Source organism: Isoptericola variabilis (assembly GCF_050311655.1).
Taxonomy (GTDB): Bacteria; Actinomycetota; Actinomycetes; order Actinomycetales; family Cellulomonadaceae; genus Isoptericola; species Isoptericola variabilis.
The window spans coordinates 117,460-137,153 of record NZ_JBNOZM010000009.1; the positions used below are offsets into that span (position 1 = coordinate 117,460).

Below are 19,694 nucleotides of genomic sequence, written 5' to 3' on the forward strand. Positions count from 1 at the left end.
CAGGTTAGTCCACTGCTGCCGGGGCAGCAACGGTCACCGAGCGACGCTGCCCGCAAGAAGCTCCAAGGTCTGGACGCGGCCGGGCGTGGCGTCCAGCGGCTCGGACTCGTAGGAGCCGGCCACGGGCACGACCATGACCTCGTCCACGCCGTGCCGGGTGGCGAGGTCGCGGAGCTGGGCGGCGGCCTGGTGGGGCTCGCCGACCACCCAGCGGGCGCGCATGTCGGCGATGATCTGCTCCGCCATGGGGTCGAGCGGCTCGGCAGCGGCCTGCTCGACCGTCTCGGCGCGGCCCATCGGCTTGCCGGTGCGGAGGCGGGCCATCGACCGCAGCTGCGGCAGGGCGCGCTCGTGCGCCTCGACGGCGGTGGGCGCGACGACGACGTTCGCGGTGAGGAACGTCTGCGGCTCGGGGTGGGCGGGGCTGGGCCGGTAGCCGTCGCGGTAGAGCGCGAGCACCTGCTCGATCCCCGCGCCCGAGAAGTGGTTCGCGAACACGTACGGCAGCCCCAGCTCCGCGGCGAGGCGGGCGGAGTAGTCGCTGGAGCCGAGGAGCCACACCGTGGGGGCGCCGACGGCGGCGGGGGTGGCGTGGACGTCGTAGAGGTTGCCGTCGCCGAGGCGCAGCGTGGCGCCGTCCGGGCTCATGAGGGCGAGGATGTCGCGCACGTGCTGCGGGAAGCGCTCGACGTCCGACGTCGGGCCCGACTGCCGCAGCAGCGCCGTGACGACCGGGTCGGAGCCGGGCGCGCGGCCGATGCCGAGGTCCACGCGGCCCGGGGCCAGCGCCTCCAGGGCCGCGAACTGCTCGGCCACGACGAGCGGCGCGTGGTTCGGCAGCATGACGCCGCCCGAGCCGACGCGGATGCGCTCCGTGGCGGCTGCGGCCGCGGCGATCATGACCGGCGGCGTCGACGCCGCCACGGCGGGCATGTTGTGGTGCTCGGCGAACCAGTACCTCTCGAAGCCCAGCTCGTCCGCGCGGCGCACCAGCGCGAGCGACGCGGCCAGCGCCTGCGGGCTGGACTGGCCGGTGCGGACCGGGACCAGGTCCAGCACGGACAGTCGGGGAGAGGTGGGCGCGGGGGCGGGGGCGTCGGCGTTCATCGCCTGGGACAACCCTCGGCGACGCCGTGCCTATTCCGCACGCACCCGTTCGCTGACGGCGTTGTGGGTGTGATCGTGGCCCTGTCTCAGCACGACAAGGGCCCACGAGCGCACCCACAACGGCGGGCGGGGTCAGGGGAGGGGGTCGCGCAGCCCGCTCGCGCGGCGGACGGGGTGCGCGACCGCCGCGCGGACGGCGTCGGCGGTGCCGACGACGCGCACGAACTCCTGCGCGCGCGTGACCGCGGTGTACAGCAGCTCGCGGGTGAGCAGCGGCGACGTGGGCGGCGGCAGCACCAGGGAGACGCGACGGAACTGGCTGCCCTGCGCGCGGTGCACCGTCATGGCGTGCACGGTCTCGACGGGCGGCAGCCGGTGGGTGCGCACGCGCAGCGGGGCGCGCGGGTCGCCGAACGCCGCGACCACCGCGCCGTCGACGTCGCCCTCGGCTCCGCCTCCAGGACTGCCCGCGGCGACGAGCACGCCGGTGTCGCCGTTGTAGAGGCCCACGTCGGCGTCGTTGGTCGTGACGAGCAGGGGGCGGCCCACGACCCACGGTGTGCCCGGTACCGTCGGGGGGCGGCTGCCGTCGGCCGTCGCCTCCTCCACCCAGGCCTCGACCTGCGCCGCCCAGCGGGCCACGCCGACCGGGCCGCGCCGGTGGGCGACCATGACGCGGTGAGCGTTGAGCGCCTCGAGGGCGCCCGCCGCGTCGCCCGCCCTCGCCGCCGCCACGAGCCGCCGGCCGGCGTCGACCGCGTCGTCGTGCAGCCCCTGCACGGCGTGCTCGTCGAGGCGCTCGGTGTCCGCCTCGACCAGCTCGACGCCGCCCGCGCCGGCGCGCAGGACGTCGAGCACGGCGTCGGCGTCGCCGTCGCGGATGGCGGCCGCGAGCGGCAGGATCGCGGAGTCCTCGCCCTGGCGGTGCACCGTGACGAGCCGCACGACGCCGTTGGCCAGGGTCGTGTCGCCGCCCGGCTCGCCCCCCGGCGAGACGGTGGTGACGTGCTCGGTGAGGTGCTCGACCACCGGTGGCCGCGCGACGAGGTCGCCCAGCACGGCACCGGCCTCGACCGACGCAAGCTGGTCGGGGTCGCCGACGAGCACCAGCCGGGCGTCCGGGCGCAGCGCCTCCAGCAGCCGCGCCATGAGGGACAGCGGCACCATCGACGTCTCGTCCACCACGACGACGTCGTGCGGCAGGTGGTGCCCGGCGTGGTGCCGGAACCGGGTGGCGCTGCGATAGCCGAGCAGGCGGTGGACGGTCGTGGCCTCGGGACTGCCGGTGCGCTCGCGGTCCTCGGGCGGCAGGGCGCCGACGACGTCGCGGACCGCCTCCTGCAGTCGGGCGGCCGCCTTGCCGGTGGGCGCGGCGAGCGCGACCCGCAGGGCAGGTCCGTCGACGTCCTGCAGCACCGCCAGCAGCCGCGCGACCGTCGTCGTCTTGCCGGTGCCGGGCCCGCCGGTGAGCACCGTGAGCCGGCGGCCGGCGGCGTGCGCTGCCGCGAGCCGCTGCCGCACGTCGCCGGCCTCGGGGAACAGGCGCGCGAGTGTCGCCCCCAGCCGGTCCGCGCCGGCCGGCACGAGCGGAGGGGCCTGCAGCCGGGCGTCGACCAGCCGCCGCACCGTGAGCTCGTCGCGCCAGTACCGGTCGAGGTACAGGCGGCCGCCCACCCAGCGGGCCGGCCGGTCCTCTGGGCCGCCCGGGCCGACGGTCACCAGGGGACTGGCCTCGATCGCCCGGATCCACGCCGTGTGCTCCGGCCACGGCGGGGGAGCGGCCGCGCCGGGGTCGTCGACGGCGTCGCCCCGGTCGGCGTCCTCGGGCAGCGCGAGCGCTGCGAGCTCGTCCGGGTCGTCGAGCCGCACGCAGACGGACCCGCCGCGCAGCGCCCGGACGGCGAGCGCGGCGGCGAGCATCACCGTCGTGTCGTCCTCGCCCGTGAGTCGCCCGAGCCGGGTCGCGACGTGCACGTCCGTCGCGGCGACGAGGCCGGCGGCGTTGAACTCCCGCAGCAGCCCGGGCGCCGCGGCGGCGAGGCGGACGTCGCCGGAGGTCTCGGCCGGGCCGCCCGGCAGCGTGGTGGTGTCGGTCATGCGTCGCCTCCGTCGAGCAGCGCGGACAGCGCCGGCACCAGGCCCCGCGGCGGCACCCACGACACCACGCCGTACGGGGCGCCGTCGGGCCCGGTGGGCGTGGCCGGGCCGCACATGCCGCGCACGAACAGGTACAGCCCGCCGCCGAGATGCACCTCCGGGTCGTAGCCCGGCAGGCGCCACGCCAGGTAGCGGTGCAGCGCCACGAGGTAGAGCACGAGCTGCAGCGGGTAGTGGGCGTGCAGCATCGCGTCGACGGTGGCCTCGGGCCGGTAGTCGTGCGCCGTGAGCGGGGCGTCGAACGCGCCGAGGCGGTTCGTCTTGTAGTCGACGACGAGGAACCGCGGCGTCCCGTCGTCCCCGGGCACCCGCAGCACCGCGTCGATCGAGCCCGTGAGGTAGCCGCGCAGGGGGCGGGCCGTGGGGTCGGCGACCGCCAGCTCGGCCAGCACCGCTGGGTAAGCGGCGAACGCGTCGTCGTCGTCCAGGTAGCGGGTCAGCAACGCGGCGATGCCGGCCAGGGTGGCTCCCTCGCGTGCGGAGCCGTCGGCCGTGGCACCGTCGCTCGCGGGGAGGTCGCCGTCGCCGCCGGCGAGCGGCAGCTCGAACTCCAGCTCGGCGAGGCGGTCGCGCGGGACGACGTCCGCGAGCGCCCGCCCGCCCGCGAGCGGCCCGAGCGGGGTGCGCGCGACGACGCCCAGCGCGGTGGCCAGCTCGGCCGGGTCGGTGCCCGGCACCCGCGTGGTCGCGGCGGCGGCGCACCGCGCCAGCAGCTCGGCGTCGAGGTCGGGGGCGGCGGTGTCCGCGTACTCCAGCACCTCGTGGACGAGGGTGCCGAAGCCGGTGCCGGCCGGCAGGCCCGACATCGGCGAGGGCAGGTCGGCCCCCGGCGCGTCTCCGGGGTCGACGGCGCCGCCCGGCCGCACCGCGGTCGGCGCGGACTCGGCGGGCTCGTCCTGGATCCCGCCGTCCTCCGGCTCGGAGCTGACGCCACCCGGCTCGGTGCGGCCCGGCTCCGCCGCGGCCGCCGCGCCCGGTCGGCCGTGGGGGGCCGCGGCGGTGAGCGCGGAGTACGACGCGCGCCGCCACGTCGCGTCGGGCACCCGGTCGAGGTGAGCGACGTCCAGCGCGGGCTCCGTCTCGGCGGGCGGCCGCCATCGCTCGGCGGAGGGCGTCTGCGGCACCTCCTCGACGGAGATCGTGCCGGCCCCATCCTGGGCGAGCGTGCCGAGCGCCGCCCGGACGGAGTCGTCGCGCATCGCCGCCTGGGGCGCGTGCGGCGCGGGCTCGCCGCCGAGCGTACGGTCGCCCAGCACGACGCGGGTCAGTCCCGCCTTCGCGGTGTTCGCCTTCGACGGCGCCCAGTGCGCCACCACCTGGTGCCGGGCGCGGGTCAGCGCCACGTACAGCAGCCGCAGGTCCTCGCCGCCCTCCTCGCGGCGGTGCCGTTCCAGCGCGGCGTCGTACCCGAACGAGCCGGGGCCGCCCACGTGCAGGATGCGGCGCCCGTCGCCGGCGTGGAACCGCAGCACGTCGGGCTGGCGGGGCTCGAACCGGTCCCACGCGAACGGCACGTACACGACGCCGAACTCCAGGCCCTTGCTGGCGTGCACCGTGACGACCTGCACCGCCGCGGCGTCAGTCTCCAGGCGGCGGCTGCGCTCCTCGTCGTAGTCCTGCGCGGCCTCGCGGATGCGCCGCCGCAGCCATGCCGTGAGCGCCGACGCGCCCAGACCCTCGGTCACCGCCGCCGCGTGCAGCACCTCGCCCACGTGCCGCAGGTCGGTGAGGTGGCGCTCGCCGGTGCTGGTGCGCATCAGCCGCTCCGCCAGGCCGTCGCGGGTCACCGCCTCCTGCAGCGCGGCCACGCCGCGCGACCACAGCAGCCGCGACCAGCGCCGCACCGTGTCGGCGAGGGCGTCGTGCGCGGCGTCGTCCGCGGTCGCGAGCCGCTCCGCGTCCCAGCCGACGAACGGCGTGAGCGCCAGCGCGGCGGCACGCCCGTGGGCGCCCGGCTGCTCCAGCGCGGCGAGCAGGGTGAGCCAGTCGCGGGCCGACGGCGTCGCGAACACGCTCGACAGCCCCGAGACGACGGCGGGCACGCCGCGCTTCGTCAGCTCGGAGCGCACCGCCTCGGCCTGGGCGTTCGTGCGGGTGAGCACCGCGACATCGCGCGGCTCGAGCGGCCGCCACCCCCCGCCGTCGTCCCCGCCTTCGATCCTGTCGTCGAGCAACCGGTCGCGGCCGAGGCGGCCGGCGATGTCGGCCGCGACGTCGGCGGCGACGAGCTGGCGGGGCGGGCCGACCGGCGGCGTCTCGCCGGGCGACATCCCGAGCGACGCGCGCGTGACCTGCCGCAGCCGCAGGGGGGTGCCGCCGTCGAACCGCGAGCCGCGGTGTGCGGCGTCCACCGGTCGCACGACGATCCGCTCGTCGCCCAGGGCCGCCCCGCCGAGCAGGGTGTCGAGGGCGCGCAGGAGCGGCTCGTCGCTGCGCCAGCTGGTGCCGAGCGTGGCGACGGCGGTCGCGTCCTGCTGCGCGTCGAGGTAGGCGACGACGTCGGCGCCGCGGAAGGCGTAGATCGCCTGCTTCGGATCGCCGATGAGCACCAGGGTGCGGTGCCCGTGGAACGCGGTGCGCAGGATCTCCCACTGCACGGGGTCGGTGTCCTGGAACTCGTCGACCATGACGACGCGGAACCGGGACCGCACGCGCTCGGCGGCGACGGGGCCGTGCACCGGGTCGACGAGCGCGTCGCGCAGCATGACCAGCAGGTCGTCGTAGTCCAGGAGGTGCTGCGCGCGCTTGCGGCGCAGCGTCTCGTCGCGGGTCTCCTGGGCGACCGCCTGCCGCAGCGCCCCTGGAGTAGATGGCGCGCCCCCGCCCGGCTCGGCGGGCTCGACGACGGCCTGGTGGTCGCTCACGGCGGCCCGGCCGAGGTCGGCGGCCATCGACGGGGTGAGCGCGGGGTGCGCCTCGTCGGAGAACCGGCGCACGTACAGGTCGTCGGACACCTCGCGCACCAGGTCGGCGACGTCGGCGACGAACGTCGCCGCGGGGTCGACGTCGGCCGCGATGCCCAGCGACGTGAGCATCTGCTGGCAGAAGCCGTGCGTGGTCGTGATGGTGGCCGCGTCGAGCTGCGACAGCGCGGCCGCGAGGCGGGCGCGGCGACGGTCCAGCTCCGCGTCGTCGACGTCGGCGAGCAGCGCCACCACGGGGTCCTCGCTGGCGGCGGGGTCCGGGCCGCGCAGCGCGCGCTCGGCGCTCACCAGCCGTTCGCGCACCCGGTCGCGCAGCTCGGACGTGGCCGCCCGCCCGAACGTCACGAGCATGAGCTCGCGCAGCTCGGCGCGGCCCTCGGCGACGAACCGGGTGGCGAGCGCGGCGATGGTGAACGTCTTGCCGGTCCCGGCGCTGGCCTCGAGGACGGTGGTGCCCTCCGGCAGCGGCCCGCAGACGTCGAAGACCGGGCGCTCCAGGGCGCCCGCCAGCCCGTCCGTCGCGTCGGTGCCGATCCCCGCCGTCATGACGTGCCCTTCTGCTCGTGCGCCAGCAACGGGTCCCAGACGCGCCGGGCGAGCGCGCCCAGCCGGGACGGCTCGTCGGGGAACCGTCGCCGGTCGTCGGCGTCCGGCACACCGGCGACCGCGTCGAACGACGTCCCCTCGCCCCACACCATCAGGTGGTAGACGTCGGACTTCTCGAAGCCGCCGTTCCAGGTGAACCGGGCCTCGCTCATGGCCTGGCCCGGGTCGCCCGCGCCGCCCGCGCGGCTGACCGCGTAGGCGTGCGAGGCGTCGGGCGGCAGGGGGAGCGGAGCGCGGGCCGCCTCGGTGCGCAGGGCGACCAGGTCGTCGAGGAGGCGGGCGGCGTCGTCCGGGTCGGGCGCCTGGATCAGGCTCCACGCCGCCTTCGCGCCGCGGCCCGGTGCCCGCCCGACCGTCCCCGCGTGCCACTGCTGCCCGGTGGGCAGCCCGTCGTCGCCGCGCCGTCCTGAGCCTGTCGAAGCGCCAGAGGCCGCGAGCGCGAGGGTCTGCACCCAGGCGCGGAGCCGGTGCTTCGGGCCGAGCTTCGAGTACTCCGCCCGCACGACGCGCCCGCCGTGCACGCCGGGCACGGTGCCGGTGACGAGGACGCCGGAGGGCAGCGCGGCCGAGACGTCCACGGCGCGCGCCGCGTGGTCGGCGCGGACCTGCCGCGCCATCGTCTCCACCGGCTGCACCCGCTCGACGACGTCACGCAGCGCGGTACGGCCCAGCTCGCGCGGCGGCGCCTGGCCCCGCCGCCATTCCGCCTGGAAGGCGCGCCCGGGGTCCGTGCCCCCGAGCACGGCGGTGAGGATGCGGTCGCCCGCACCCCACGCGGCGAGCGGCGCCATCGTCAGCGGCAGGCGGTCGTCGACCTCGTCCTCGTCCTGCGCGACGCGCACGTCGAGCGTGGTCCGCAGGAACCACCGGACCGGGTGCTCGAGCATCGCGACGAGGTCGTCGAGGTCCACCTCCGCCGGGGCGGGGGTGTCGAGCACGAGCGGCTCGGGCACGAGCAGCCCGGGCTCGACGCGGTCGCCGCGCCCCGCCTCCGCGCCGCGGAACGCCGCGGTGTCGAAGCTGAACGGGCCCGGGGCGCCGAGCGCGCCGACCTCGAAGTTGCGCTCACCCACCACCTGCAGCGGGTGCCGCACGACGACCTGGCGCCGCACCGGTCCGCCGCCGGGCGCCTCGCCCACCCGGTCGAGGGAGTCCAGCAGCTCGGCGACGGGCACGGCAGGCGGCCGGGCGGCGCCGGTGCGCTCGTCGGCGCCCGAGTGCAGCACCACCAGGTGCTCGCGCGCGGCGGTGAGAGCGTCGAGGAAGATCTGGCGGTCCTCGCTGCGCCGGTCGCGCTCGCCCAGCAGGGGGTCGCGCGCGAGGAGGTCGTCGCCGTCCGGCGTCGCGGACCGGGGGAACGCGCCGTCCTCCATCCCCAGCAGGCACACCACGCGGTGCGGGACGGCGCGCATCGGCTCCAGCGAGCACACGGTGAGCGCGCCGGTGCGGAAGCCGGCGCGCGTGGGGCGACCGGCCAGCCGGTCGGCGAGCAGCGCGCGCACGTCCTCCAGCCGCAGCCCGTCTCCCGCGGTGGCACGGCCCGCACCGGCCGCCCGTACGTCGCCGAGCACGCGGCGCGCCTGCAGCGACTGCCACGCGTCGTCGGGCGCCGGGTCGGTGAGCAGCGTGACGGCCCGGTCGAGGGTGTCGAGCCAGTGCTCCAGCGGGTGCGTGCCGTCGAGGTCGGCGAGCAGGGTCGTCAGCCGCGAGACGAGCTCCGAGAACCGGCCCGCGACGTCCACGTCCGTGGAGCCGACGTCGTCCAGCGGTAGCGCGGGGCCGACGAAGCGCGAGTCCTCCTCGGCCATCGCCACGCCCAGCAGCACGCGGTCGAGCGCCGCGTCCCACGTGCCCTGCCGCACCCGCGGGTCGATGCCGAAGCGCTCCCGTCGCGACCCGTCCTCGCCCCAGCGCACGCCCACCTCGACGGCCCAGTCGCGCCAGCGGTCCAGGTCGTCGTCGGAGAGGCGGAAGCGGCGGCGCACGGGCTCGGTCGTGGCGAGGTCGAGCACCTCCGACGCCGTGACACGGCCGTCGGCGAGGCGCAGCAGGGTGGCGAGCACGCCGAGCACCGGGTTGATCACGCCCGGGCCCCGGTCGGCGAGGCTGACCCGCAGCCGCTGGCCGGGGTGCACCTGGGTGACGCCGTCGGGCGCGGCGCCGAACGTGGCCGTCACGAGCGGGGCGAACGACTCGACGTCCGGGCACATGACGATGACGTCGCGCGGCTCCAGCGTCGGGTCGGCGGCGAACAGCCCGGTGAGCACCTCGCGCAGCACCTCGACCTGGCGCGCGCGGCCGTGACAGGCGTGCACCTGCACGCTGCGGTCGTCGGCGGCGACCGGCACGGGAGCGACGTCGGGGTCGTCGGCCCGCAGCGCCGACTGGAGGGCGCCCAGCAGCGTGCCCGGGGGAGGCGGCGCGGGGTGGGAGGAGACGCGGACCTCGGGGGCGCCGGCGGCGGGGGAGTCGAGGGCCCCCGAGAGCCGCAGCTGCAGCTCGACGGAGTCGCGCGCGGTGGAGGCCAGCAAGGGGTGGCGGGCGGCCGGGGGCAGGTCGTCACGACGCGCCCCGCCGACGGCGCCCCCGTCGACCAGCGCGTCGACCGACCGCCACAGCGCGGGGGAGGGGTGCGGCAGCCACAGGTGGACGTCGCGGTGCAGGGCGAGGGCGGCCAGCACCTGCCGCTGGTCCTCCGGCAGCCGGGTGGGTCCGAAGACGGACAGCCGTGCGGGGAGGTCGACGCCGCCGGGCTCGGCGCGCAGCGCGGTAACCGCCTCCGCCAGCACCTCCGCCGGGCCGGGGGCGTCCACGCGCTCCCGCACCCGCCGCCACAGCCGCGGCTGCCACGCCAGGTCGTCGGGGACGGGCGCGCCCGCGCCGTCGTCGTCCCGACCCTCCAGCCACGCGGCGAGCAGGGTCGGCCGTTGCTGCGCGTACGCGGCGAACAGCTCCGCCACGCGCTGCGCGAGCGCGACCCGGCGCGAGCGTCGCACGCCGTCGTCGTCCTCCCCGACGTACCGCGCGAGCGGCGCCGCCCAGCCCTCGCCGAGGGACGCGTCGATCGTCTCCAGCACCGGCCACACGAGCCGGGCACGGCGCCACGGGTCGTCGTCGGGCTCGACGCCGGTCACGGCCGTGACCGCCGACGCGACCAGCCGCGACGGTGACGAGAAGTCCACGTTGGCGCACACGCCCGCGCCCGAGCCCTCGGCCACCCCGAGCCGGTGCGACAGCCGCTGCGCCAGCCATCGCTCGATGCCGCGCGTGGGCACCGCGACGACGTCGGGCGTGAACGGGTCGTCCGGCGGCACGGCGAGCACGTCGGCGAGGGGAGCGACCAGCGTGTCGGAGCGCTCGGACCGGTGGACGTGCAGCACGTCGGCCAGGTTACGGGTCCGCGCCGACACGGGCCGCGGTTCTTCCACAAGGCACCACCACCGACCCGGGCACGCCGCCGGCGGCTGCCGGGACGGGCGCCGTCGTCAGCGGGCTCGCCGTCGGCGCGCCCGCCGACGGCGTCGACGGCGGTCCTCCTCGGCCGCCGCTTCGGTCCGCGCCCGCTCGCGTGCCTGCGCGGCGCGCTCGGCACGACGCCCCGCCCACGCGGCGACGGTCGCCTCGACGTCGCGCGGCATGGTGACCAGCGGCGGCCCGGCCGCCGGCTGGTAGCGGGCGCGCAGGACGCTCCGGTTGAACTCCTCGACCTCCTCCCGGACGTCGTCCTCGGTCCACAGCTCGTCGAGGCGCCCGTCCAGCGCGGCGTCGTCCTTGCGGAGCTGGATCGAGGGCGGCAGCACCACGAGCTTCTCGCGGCGCATGAAGGCCTTCAGCCACCAGTCGGGGTCGTGGAGGTCCTGCAGGTCGAGCGGCTTGCCGCTGCCGGGCAGGTCGTCGAAGTCGCCGCGCTCGATCGCCTTGCGGAGGTGCATCTCGGCGAGCAGCGCGATCGCCACCTCGTCGTCGATGGCGACGGCGTACGGGTTGAAGAACGCGGGCGGCAGGTGCTCGTCGGTCATCGCCCCTCCGGGTGCGCTCGGTCGTCGCGGGTTTTCGGTCAAGCGTATTGTGACCAGCGTAGGACACGCGGGAAGGAGTCGGGGTGCCGAAGCTGGTGGACCACCGGGAACGACGGGAGGCGATCGCCCACGCGCTGTGGCGCGTCGTCGACGGGCAGGGCTGGGCGGGCGCGTCCCTGCGCGAGGTCGCCCGCGAGGCGGGGGTCTCGCTGGGGCAGCTGCAGCACTACTTCGCGTCCCGCACGGCGATGCTGGCCTTCGCGATGGAGCACGCCGCCGAGCAGACCTCCGACCGGGTCGCCCGGGGTCTGGCCGCCCTCGACCAGCCGCCGCACCCCCGGGACGTGCTGCGCGTGGTGCTCACCGAGATGCTCCCCCTGCACCCCGACGCCCGCGCGTCGTCCCGCATGAGCGCCGCGTACGTCCTCGAGGCGCTGCACGACCCGGCGCTGCGCGAGCGGGCGGGCCTGGGGCTCCGCGACGGTCGCGCCCTGGTCGAGCGCCTCGTCCGCGAGGCGATCGCGCAGGGCCGGATCTCTCCGGACCGGGACCCCGACGTCGAGACCGACCTCCTCCTGGCGCTCACGGGGTTCTCCACCCTGCTCGAGCTCGGCGTCGTCGGGCCGCAGGCCGCGCTGGCCGCGGTCGACCAGCACCTGGACCGCCTCTTCGACGGGGCCTGACCCGCACCACCTCCCCCGAAAGGCGCAACCCGGGTTCCCCCCTCCGCCTCAAGACCCGGACCCCTGCCCGCAGGGAGGCTCGGGGTACCGGCACGGCGACCGACAGCCGCCGGACGACGAGGGAGGGGACGGATGACCACCATCCGGATCGAGGGGCTGCACAAGTCCTACGGCGGCTTCGAGGCCGTGCACGACGTCGGCTTCACCGCGGAGCCGGGGCGGGTCGTGGGCCTGCTGGGCCCGAACGGCGCGGGCAAGAGCACGACGCTGCATGTGCTGCTCGGGCTCGCCCGCGCGGACGCCGGCACGGCGACGTTCGACGGCCGGCCCTACGCCGACCTGGAGCACCCGGCGCAGGTGGTCGGGGCGCTGCTGGACGCGGGCGGGCTGCACCCCGGGCGCACCGGCCGGGACCACCTGCGGGTCCTCGCTGCGGCGTCGCGCGTCCCGGCCCGCCGGGTCGACGAGGTGCTCGCCGCCGTCGGCATGATCCCCGCGGCGGACCGCCGCGTGCGCACCTATTCGCTCGGCATGAAGCAGCGCCTCGGCATCGCCACCGCGCTGCTCGGCCGCCCCGAGGTGCTGGTGCTCGACGAGCCCGCCAACGGCCTCGACCCGGCCGGGATGCGCTGGCTGCGCGAGCTGCTGCGCGCGTTCGTCGACGACGGCGGCACCGTGCTGCTGGCCAGCCACGTGCTGGGCGAGGTGGCGCAGGTCGCGGACGACCTGGTCGTCGTCGGCCAGGGCCGCGTCGTCGCCGCGGGCACCCTCGACGAGCTCGTCACCACGGACCGGAGCCTCGAGGACGTGTACCTCGACCTCACCGCCGCCACCGAAGGAGTCCGCTGATGTCTGCCGTGTTCAGGGCCGAGCTGCTCAAGCTGCGCAGCACCCGGACGCCCTGGGTCGTCGGGGCCGCCGCCGTCGCGGGCATGGTCCTCGCGCAGGTGCTCACGCTCGTGCTGCCGCGCACCCTGCGCACCCTGGAGGCGCTGAACGGCGCTGACGCGGGGTTCCACGTCGGGGCGCAGCTGTCCCCCGCGGACACCAGCGAGCTCCTGTCCGGGCTCGCCGCCGCGACCGACCTCGGGTCCGCCGCGGCCCAGCGGTCGCTGCTGGACCTCATGGGGAACGGCCCTGCCGGCTCGGGCTCGAGCGGCGTCACCGCCCTGTGCGTGCTGCTGCTCGGCGCCCTCGCGGCCACGACCGACTTCCGCACCGGCGGCATCGTGCCCACGGCGCTCGCCGTCCCGGACCGGTTGCGGATCCTCGCCGGCAAGGCGGGCGCGACGGCGACGGCGGCGCTCGCGATCGGCGTGGCGCTCGCGCTGGTCACGGCCGTCGGGCTGGTCCTCGCGGTCGCGACGACGCCGGACGCGAGCCTGGCGCTCGGGCCCGGCGAGGCGCTCGGTGTCTGGGCGCGGGGCCTCGCGGTCATGGTCCTGCTCTCGTGGCTGGGCCTCGCCGTCGGTACGCTCGTGCGGGGGCAGGTCGCGGCGATCGTCGTGGTCGTGGCGCTCGCCCTCGTGGAACCGATGATCCAGGCCGCCGCGCTCGTCCTCACGGGCGGCGCGACGACGGCGACGTCGTGGCTGCCGATCACCCTCGGCTCCCTCGCGTCGGCGGGCCAGGGCGCCGCCCAGCTCTTCGGGGCGACGACGGACGCCGGCCCGGCGCTCGGGGCCGCCGCGGCGCTGGCGGGGCTGCTCGCCTGGGCGGCCGTGCTGCTCGTCACCGCGGGCGCCGTCTTCCGCCGTCGTGACCTCGCCTGATATCAGATCGATACCCGCCTGACCTGCGACGACGTGTCGGGCCCGGCCTCGGACGGCGTACCGTGGACCGGGCTCGACAGTCGTCCCGAGATCCACCCGGACAGTCATCCAAGACGACATCCCCGACAGCTGTCCCGACTTCGACGGAGGACCTGTGCTCGACGCGCTGCGCCGGCGGCTCGACGCCCTCGGCGTCCGGACTCCCACGGGCCGCGACGCGCTGCTCGGCGGCGTGGTCGCGGTGCTGTCGGTGGCGCTGCTCCTCGCGCTGCTGCAGGTCGTGTCGTCGAGCCTCGGCGAGTCGTTCGGCGCCCAGGCGTCCGTCGAACCGATGAGCACCGGGGCGCTGGTGTCGGCGTGCGTCGTCCTCGTCGGGCAGGCGATGGCGCTCACGCTGCGGCGCCGGTACCCGATGCTCTGCCTCGCGCTCGTGCTCCTCGGCCAGCTCGCGCTGGCACCGCTGCTGCCCCCGTACGTGAGCTTCCAGGCGCCGGCCACCCTGGTCGCCGCCTACTCGGTGGGCGTGCACGCCCCACGTCGGCCGGCCGTCGGCGCCGCGGCGGGCGCCGCCGTCGTGCAGGTGCTGCTCGGGTACGTGCTGGGCGGGCCGGCGACGGCGGCCGAGCTCGGCGTGCCCGTCGGCACCCAGCTGTGGGGCGGGCTCGTGTCCGCGCTCGTCGTCTACGTCGGCGCCGTGCTCGTCGGCGCGTACGTCGGCACCCGCCGCGAGCTGCTGGCGCAGCTCCGGGCGCGCGTCGCGCAGGCCGAGCGGGAGCGCGAGGCGCTCGCGGCCCAGGCCGTCCTCGCGGAGCGTGGCCGCATGGCCCGCGAGCTGCACGACGTCGCGGCGCACCACCTGTCCGGGATCGTCGTGCAGGCCGCCGCCGCCGAGCGCCTCGTCACCGGCGACCCCGAGCGGGCGAAGGAGTCGCTGCGCTGGATCCGTGGGCAGGGGCGGGAGACGCTCGAGAACCTGCGCCTCGTCGTCGGGATCCTCCGCGACACCGGTGAGGGCGACGACGCGCCGTCCGCCCCGCAGCCGACGCTCGCCGACGTGCCGGCGCTGCTCGACCTGGCCCGCAGCACGGGCACGCGCGTGCAGGAGACGCGACGGGGCGAGCCCTACGACCTGCCGCCCACGGTGCAGCTCACGGTGTACCGGGTGCTGCAGGAGTCGCTCGCCAACGCCCGCCGGCACGCGCCGGGCAGCGCCGTCGACGTCGAGACCCTGTACGACGAGGACGAGGTGGCGGTCACCGTCCGCAACGGTCCCGCCGACCGGTCGGCGTCCACCGCGGCGCCGGAGGAGGCGGGGCCCGGGCACGGCGTCATCGGCATGACCGAGCGCGCGGAGCTCGTGGGCGGCCGGCTCACCGCGCGGCGGACGTCGGGCGGCGGCTGGCTGGTGCGGCTCGTCGTGCCGCGGCCCGCGGGCGCCGAGGAGCGACCGGTGCGCGCCGGGCAGGGCGCCCGATGACGCGCGTCGTGCTGGTGGACGACCAGGCGGTGGTGCGCGCCGGGTTCACCGTGATCCTGCAGAGCGAGGGGCTCGAGGTCGTGGGGGAGGCGTCGAACGGCGCCGACGCCGTGCGCGTGGCGCGTCGTGAGCGGCCCGACGTCGTGTGCATGGACGTGCGGATGCCCGGCGGCGACGGCATCACCGCGACGCGCGAGCTCGCGGGGCCAGGGGTGGCCGACCCGGTGCCCGTGCTCGTGGTGAGCACCTTCGACCTCGACGACTACGTGTTCGGCGCCCTCGAGGCCGGCGCGTCCGGCTTCCTGCTCAAGGACGCCGAGCCGGAGGTGCTCGTCGACGCCGTGCGTCGCGTCGCCGCCGGGGACGGGCTGGTGGACCAGGCCCTCACGCGCCGCGTCATCGACGAGTTCGCGCGCCGCCGCGGCCTCGTCGTCGCCGACCCGGCCGCGACCGGGCTGCTCACCGCGCGCGAGCAGGAGATCGTCGCGCTGCTGTGCCGGGGGTCGTCCAACGCGGAGATCGCCGCGGCGCTGTTCCTCGAGCCCAGCACGGTGAAGTCGCACCTCAGCCGGATCATGACCAAGACGGGCGCCCGCGACCGCGTGCAGCTCGTCGTGTGGGCGTACGACTCCGGGCTGGTCGTCCCCGGAGCCTGAGCGGTCCGTCAGCCGGCCCCGGCGTCGACGATGCGCCAGCCCTCCGGGCCGAGCGCGAGGTAGTAGGTCCAGCCCCACCCTTCCTCGGGGACGTCGCCACCCTCGGCGAACGGTCGCCACGCCACCTCGAAGTCGGTGTTCACCGCTGCTGTGGTCGGGTCGGAGAGCTGGGGCGCCGGGACCACCTCGATGATCTCGAGGCTCCGCGTGGCACCGCAGAGGTGGTCCCCTGCGTCCCCCGCAGCGGACAGCGCCGCCGCCGTCTCGCAGTCGTGCGCGCTCACGGCCTCCAGGTAGGCCCGGACGACCTGCTCCGGGGAGGCGTCCGCCGGTGGCACGGGCACGTCCGCGGTCTGGCGCGGAGGTGCGAGTGCCGCGGCACCGGCGGTCGCCCCGGCCCCGACGACGGCGATGACGGCGAGCGCCACCCACCGCCGGGTGCGACGTCGTCCCGGGTGCCGTGCGGGCTCGGCGCCGACCACCATGGCCGGACAGTACCGCTCCCGGGCCGGCCGGGCGACGCCGACGACGGACGAGCCCGACGCGCGCCGGGTGGCGCGGGCCGGGCTCGTCGTCCTCAGGGGAGCTGGTCAGTCGGCGTCTTCCCAGCCGTAGTCGGGCAGCTCGAAGAAGTCGTCGCCGTCGAGCGTGTCGACCTCGCCGGTGGCCATGGCGTCGATGAGGGACTCGACGCCGGTCCGCACGCTCTGCACGAGCATGCCGTGCAGCTTCTGGCCGAGGTCGTCCTGCTGGCCGCGGACCTCGAACAGCACGGTCGCCGATCCGTTGAGGGCGAACGCCGACCGGCCCTGCCCGGCGTACTCGCGCTCGTCGGGGTGGAAGTACCGCCCCACGGCCGCCAGCGGCGACTGCGTGCCGTACTGCTCCTGGATGCCGTTCGCCACGGCCAGCGCGTACCGGCGGGACCGGTCCTGGTCGAGCAGGGGCCAGTCCGCCAGGTACGCGGCGCCGTCGTCCACTCCGAGGGGCGGGTAGTCGAGGGACACGGAGATCGGCTTGCCGTCCTGCGGCCCGCCGGTCAGGTCGTCGCAGGGACCCATGTGGTGCAGGTCGACGACGGCGTCGACGGCCCCGAACTCCTCCTGCAGGCCGACGTAGACGTCGCGGATGGTCTGCGACTCCGGGGAAAGGAAGAACCCGGCGTCCTTCTGCTCGCCCGGCAGGTCCTCCGGCCGTGGCACGTAGCCCAGGTCGGGGTTGAAGTCGCGGTTGAGGTCGAAGCCGGGCTGGGCGATGCCGTCGCCCGACAGGGAGTGGTACCAGGCGCGCGGCGCCCCGGCGAGCTGCGGGAAGTCGGCGACGACGTCGTCCCACGGGACCACGTTCATGCGGCGGTTCAGCTCGCCGCCGTCCGGGTTGACCATGGGCATCGCGACCAGCGTGACGTTCTCCAGGGCTCGGCGGGTCGCCGGGTCGTTGCCGCTGCCCAGCTTCTTGAGGATGCCCAGCAGGGCCTCGGTGCCGGTGCGCTCGTTGCCGTGGATGGCGCTCTGCACCAGGAGCACGCGGTCGCCCGTGCCGACCCGCGCCGTGTACAGCTCGCGGCCCTGGTGGGTGTGGCCGACGACGTCGACCTGGACTCGTCCGCCCGAGGTCTGCTCGAGCTGCGCGAGCTCGCGCTTCAGCTCGGCGTGGTTGGTCCAGCCGGTGAACTGCGGGTCGTCGAAGGTCTTGCAGGTGCCCTGCTCGTCGGGGGAGGGCGGGGCGGTCCGCACGGGTGCCGCGGCGGCCGACGTCGCGGCGAGGCCGGCGACGGTGGCGCCCGCCGCGAGCGTGGCGAGGAGCCGTCGGGATCGAGGGGAGCGATGACGCACGTGAACCTCCGGTGGTGGGTCGGTCGTGGTGCTGGCGGCACGCCGTCGTGCCGCTGAGCAGCATCCTCGCGTCGAAGCCCGAGCCCGGCGCGCTGAGATCGCCCGGGTAGACAGTTGCCTCGGTTTCTGCAATGTTGCTGCAAGGCGACAAGGCCTACTCCGCCCGTCGCCGACGCGGCCACCCGCCGTGCACGACACCCCGGCATCGCCGCCGGGGGAGAGCCGGCGGGCCCTCACGAGGGTCCGTCCGACCCGAAGGAGAGCAGCAATGACGCACGCACGCACCACGCACCGCCGCGCCGGACGAGCAGCCGGCCGCGGCGTCGCCGCGGCCGCGGTGACCGGGCTCCTCGCGACCGGCCTCGCCGCGACGACGAGCTCCGCGAGCCCGCTCGCGACCCCCGCCGAGCCCGGGAGCGCCGCCCTCGTCGGCGCCGATGTCGCGCACGGCGACGTCATCCTCAACCTGTTCCAGTGGACGTGGACCTCGGTGGCCGAGGAGTGCACGAGCACGATCGGCCCGGCCGGGATCGACGCCGTCCAGGTGTCGCCGCCGCAGGAGCACATCCAGGGCACCGAGTGGTGGACCTCGTACCAGCCGGTGAGCTACAAGATCGAGTCGAAGCTCGGCACGCGCGAGGAGTTCAAGGCCATGGTCGACGCCTGCGGCGAGGCCGGGGTCGGCGTCGTCGCGGACGCGGTCATCAACCACACCACCGGCGCCGACCAGGGCGCGGGGACCGGCGTCGCGGGCACGTCGTTCGCCGTCGACGACTTCCCCGGCGTCCCCTACGGCCCGGGCGACTTCAACGACTGCCGCACGAACATCGCGAACTACGGCGACCGGGACGAGGTGCAGAACTGCCGCCTCGTGTCGCTGCAGGACCTGCGCACCGGCTCCCCGGAGGTGCAGGACAAGATCGCCGGCTACCTGAACGACCTGCTCGACCTGGGCGTGGGGGGCTTCCGCATCGACGCCGCGAAGCACATGCCCGCCGAGGACCTGGCCGCGATCAAGGCGAGGCTGAGCGACCCGGACGTCTACTGGGTCCAGGAGGTCATCGGCGCGGGCGGCGAGCCGATCCAGCCGTCCGAGTACGTCGGCAACGGCGACGTGCACGAGTTCGACTACGCCCGCCAGCTCAAGAACGCCTTCGGCGGAAACCTGGCCAGCCTGCGGGGCATCGCCGACGGCAAGCTGTCGTCCGACCAGGCCGGCGTCTTCGTCACCAACCACGACACCGAGCGCAACGGCGAGACCCTCACGTACAAGGACGGCGACGCCTACCGGCTCGCCAGCCTGTTCATGCTCGCCTTCCCGTACGGCTCGCCCTCGCTGTACTCGGGGTACACGTTCGACGACAAGGACGCCGGCGCCCCCGGCGCCACCGCCACCGGTGTGGACGACGCCGACTGCGACAACGGCGCCTGGAGCTGCATCCAGCGCGACCCCGCGGTCGCCGGGATGGTGAGGTTCCACCACGCCGTCGAGGGCAGCGAGCTCACCGACTGGTGGGACGACGGCGGCAGCCAGATCGCCTTCGGCCGCGGCGACGCCGGCTTCGTCGCCCTCAACGACGGCGACGGCGAGGCCGAGCACACCTTCCAGACCTCGCTGCCCGCGGGCGAGTACGCGAACGTCGCCGCCGGCGACGACGCGGCCGAGACGTACACCGTCGCGGCGGACGGAACCTTCACCGCGAGCGTCCCCGCCCACGGCGCTGTCGCGCTGCTGCCGGCGGGTGCCGACGGCTGACGGGTCGCGGGACGACGGGCGGGCGGCCGCGGCCGCCCGCCCGTCGAGCGCCCGCGGTCAGTGCTCGAGGACCTCGACGGCGGTGTCCAGGCAGTGCAGCGCACTCGGCGGGTCCACGCGCACCAGCGTGAAGGCGCTGATGACGAGCGCGGTGCAGACGTCGGCGAGCCGGTCGGCGTCGGCGGGCGTCGTGTCCGGACGCCCCGCGACCACCCCGCGCCGCAGGGCGGCGCGCAGCTCGGCCCGGTAGTCGGCGACGGTGCGACGCACGGCCTCGTCGGCCGCGATGGGGGAGCCCGACGTGTTGACGAGCAGGCAGCCGGAGGTGCCCTGGACCTCGTCCGCGCGGGCGAGCGCGACGCGCAGCCCGGTGAGGTACTCGACGAGCGCGCGCGGGGCGACATCGTCGGCCACGAGCGGGCGCAGGCGCGGCCGCACGACCTCGTCGAGGTAGCTCTGCACGGCGGCGTCGAAGAGCCCGCGCTTGGAGCCGAAGGCGTGGTAGATGCTCGACCGGTTCAGCCCGGTGGCGCGCTCCAGCGCGGGGACGGACGCCTCCGCGTAGCCCTCGCGCCAGAACACCTCGCGCGCCGCCCGGACCGCCTGCTCGGTCTCGAACCCCTGCGCCCTGCCCATCGTGCCTCCAAGTTGTGTAACGCTCGTTGCAGTATATACAGTGGACCGACCGTTACAGAATCGACC

Annotated in this window: 14 protein-coding genes; 6 read left to right on the forward strand and 8 right to left on the reverse strand. The window is 76.2% G+C overall.

From position 1 onward, the window contains the following. Positions 1-33: 33 nt before the first annotated feature. From ACQP60_RS18425 to ACQP60_RS18445, 5 genes are all read right to left on the reverse strand, one after another. Positions 34-1,107 (reverse strand): LLM class flavin-dependent oxidoreductase, encoded by a 1,074-nt coding sequence (locus tag ACQP60_RS18425; RefSeq protein ID WP_429735583.1) that lies wholly within the window; start codon positions 1,105-1,107, stop codon positions 34-36. Between the two features lie 132 nt (positions 1,108-1,239). Continuing rightward, positions 1,240-3,204: an exodeoxyribonuclease V subunit alpha gene (gene recD / locus ACQP60_RS18430; protein ID WP_429735585.1), complete on the reverse strand. Its 1,965-nt coding sequence runs from the start codon at positions 3,202-3,204 to the stop codon at positions 1,240-1,242. Further along, on the reverse strand, positions 3,201-6,734 hold the full coding sequence (locus ACQP60_RS18435) for a UvrD-helicase domain-containing protein (RefSeq protein WP_429735587.1): 3,534 nt from the start codon (positions 6,732-6,734) through the stop codon (positions 3,201-3,203). Before ACQP60_RS18435 ends, recD begins: the two co-directional genes overlap by 4 nt. Further along, positions 6,731-10,174 carry an exodeoxyribonuclease V subunit gamma gene (gene recC / locus ACQP60_RS18440; protein ID WP_429735589.1) on the reverse strand — a complete coding sequence of 1,148 codons (3,444 nt, stop codon included), beginning with the start codon at positions 10,172-10,174 and terminating at the stop codon, positions 6,731-6,733. Before recC ends, ACQP60_RS18435 begins: the two co-directional genes overlap by 4 nt. 105 nt (positions 10,175-10,279) lie before the next feature. Next, positions 10,280-10,813, reverse strand: coding sequence for a DnaJ family domain-containing protein (locus ACQP60_RS18445; protein WP_429735591.1), 534 nt, complete (start codon positions 10,811-10,813; stop codon positions 10,280-10,282). 83 nt (positions 10,814-10,896) lie between these two features. On the opposite strand from ACQP60_RS18445, the gene ACQP60_RS18450 reads away from it, so the two are divergent. The 5 genes from ACQP60_RS18450 (at position 10,897) to ACQP60_RS18470 (ending at position 15,401) form a co-directional block, all read left to right on the forward strand. Continuing rightward, entirely contained in the window at positions 10,897-11,496 is a 600-nt protein-coding gene (locus tag ACQP60_RS18450; protein WP_429735593.1) for a TetR/AcrR family transcriptional regulator, read from the forward strand. A gap of 132 nt (positions 11,497-11,628) precedes the next feature. After that, positions 11,629-12,345, forward strand: a complete 717-nt coding sequence (locus ACQP60_RS18455; protein WP_429735595.1) for an ABC transporter ATP-binding protein — start codon at positions 11,629-11,631, stop codon at positions 12,343-12,345. Further along, positions 12,345-13,268 (forward strand): hypothetical protein, encoded by a 924-nt coding sequence (locus tag ACQP60_RS18460; RefSeq protein ID WP_429735597.1) that lies wholly within the window; start codon positions 12,345-12,347, stop codon positions 13,266-13,268. The genes ACQP60_RS18455 and ACQP60_RS18460 overlap by 1 nt, the downstream gene beginning before the upstream one ends. Before the next feature lie 154 nt (positions 13,269-13,422). Beyond that, positions 13,423-14,745, forward strand: a complete 1,323-nt coding sequence (locus ACQP60_RS18465; protein WP_429735599.1) for a sensor histidine kinase — start codon at positions 13,423-13,425, stop codon at positions 14,743-14,745. Beyond that, positions 14,742-15,401: a response regulator transcription factor gene (locus ACQP60_RS18470; RefSeq protein WP_429735601.1), complete on the forward strand. Its 660-nt coding sequence runs from the start codon at positions 14,742-14,744 to the stop codon at positions 15,399-15,401. The genes ACQP60_RS18465 and ACQP60_RS18470 overlap by 4 nt, the downstream gene beginning before the upstream one ends. Positions 15,402-15,409: 8 nt before the next feature. Here the strand turns inward: ACQP60_RS18470 and ACQP60_RS18475 are convergent, their stop codons facing one another. Together ACQP60_RS18475 and ACQP60_RS18480 are read right to left on the reverse strand one after the other, a co-directional pair. Then, positions 15,410-15,886 carry a hypothetical protein gene (locus ACQP60_RS18475; protein ID WP_429735603.1) on the reverse strand — a complete coding sequence of 159 codons (477 nt, stop codon included), beginning with the start codon at positions 15,884-15,886 and terminating at the stop codon, positions 15,410-15,412. Between the two features lie 105 nt (positions 15,887-15,991). Next, positions 15,992-17,236, reverse strand: a complete 1,245-nt coding sequence (locus ACQP60_RS18480; protein ID WP_429735605.1) for a M14 family zinc carboxypeptidase — start codon at positions 17,234-17,236, stop codon at positions 15,992-15,994. A gap of 268 nt (positions 17,237-17,504) precedes the next feature. On the opposite strand from ACQP60_RS18480, the gene ACQP60_RS18485 reads away from it, so the two are divergent. Further along, on the forward strand, positions 17,505-18,992 hold the full coding sequence (locus ACQP60_RS18485; RefSeq protein WP_429735607.1) for an alpha-amylase: 1,488 nt from the start codon (positions 17,505-17,507) through the stop codon (positions 18,990-18,992). Between the two features lie 57 nt (positions 18,993-19,049). Here ACQP60_RS18485 and ACQP60_RS18490 read toward each other — a convergent pair whose 3' ends face one another. Next, positions 19,050-19,628, reverse strand: a complete 579-nt coding sequence (locus ACQP60_RS18490; protein WP_429735609.1) for a TetR/AcrR family transcriptional regulator — start codon at positions 19,626-19,628, stop codon at positions 19,050-19,052. Between the last annotated feature and the right edge of the window lie 66 nt (positions 19,629-19,694).

Excerpts from the sequence above, each read along its gene's own strand:
- ACQP60_RS18425 (WP_429735583.1), bottom strand. The coding sequence starts at position 1,107 with ATGAACGCCGACGCCCCCGCCCCCGCGCCCACCTCTCCCCGACTGTCC.
- recD (WP_429735585.1), bottom strand. The coding sequence starts at position 3,204 with ATGACCGACACCACCACGCTGCCGGGCGGCCCGGCCGAGACCTCCGGC.
- ACQP60_RS18435 (WP_429735587.1), bottom strand. The coding sequence starts at position 6,734 with ATGACGGCGGGGATCGGCACCGACGCGACGGACGGGCTGGCGGGCGCC.
- ACQP60_RS18445 (WP_429735591.1), bottom strand. The coding sequence starts at position 10,813 with ATGACCGACGAGCACCTGCCGCCCGCGTTCTTCAACCCGTACGCCGTC.
- ACQP60_RS18455 (WP_429735595.1), top strand. The coding sequence starts at position 11,629 with ATGACCACCATCCGGATCGAGGGGCTGCACAAGTCCTACGGCGGCTTC.
- ACQP60_RS18460 (WP_429735597.1), top strand. The coding sequence starts at position 12,345 with ATGTCTGCCGTGTTCAGGGCCGAGCTGCTCAAGCTGCGCAGCACCCGG.
- ACQP60_RS18470 (WP_429735601.1), top strand. The coding sequence starts at position 14,742 with ATGACGCGCGTCGTGCTGGTGGACGACCAGGCGGTGGTGCGCGCCGGG.
- ACQP60_RS18475 (WP_429735603.1), bottom strand. The coding sequence starts at position 15,886 with ATGGTGGTCGGCGCCGAGCCCGCACGGCACCCGGGACGACGTCGCACC.
- ACQP60_RS18485 (WP_429735607.1), top strand. The coding sequence starts at position 17,505 with ATGACGCACGCACGCACCACGCACCGCCGCGCCGGACGAGCAGCCGGC.
- ACQP60_RS18490 (WP_429735609.1), bottom strand. The coding sequence starts at position 19,628 with ATGGGCAGGGCGCAGGGGTTCGAGACCGAGCAGGCGGTCCGGGCGGCG.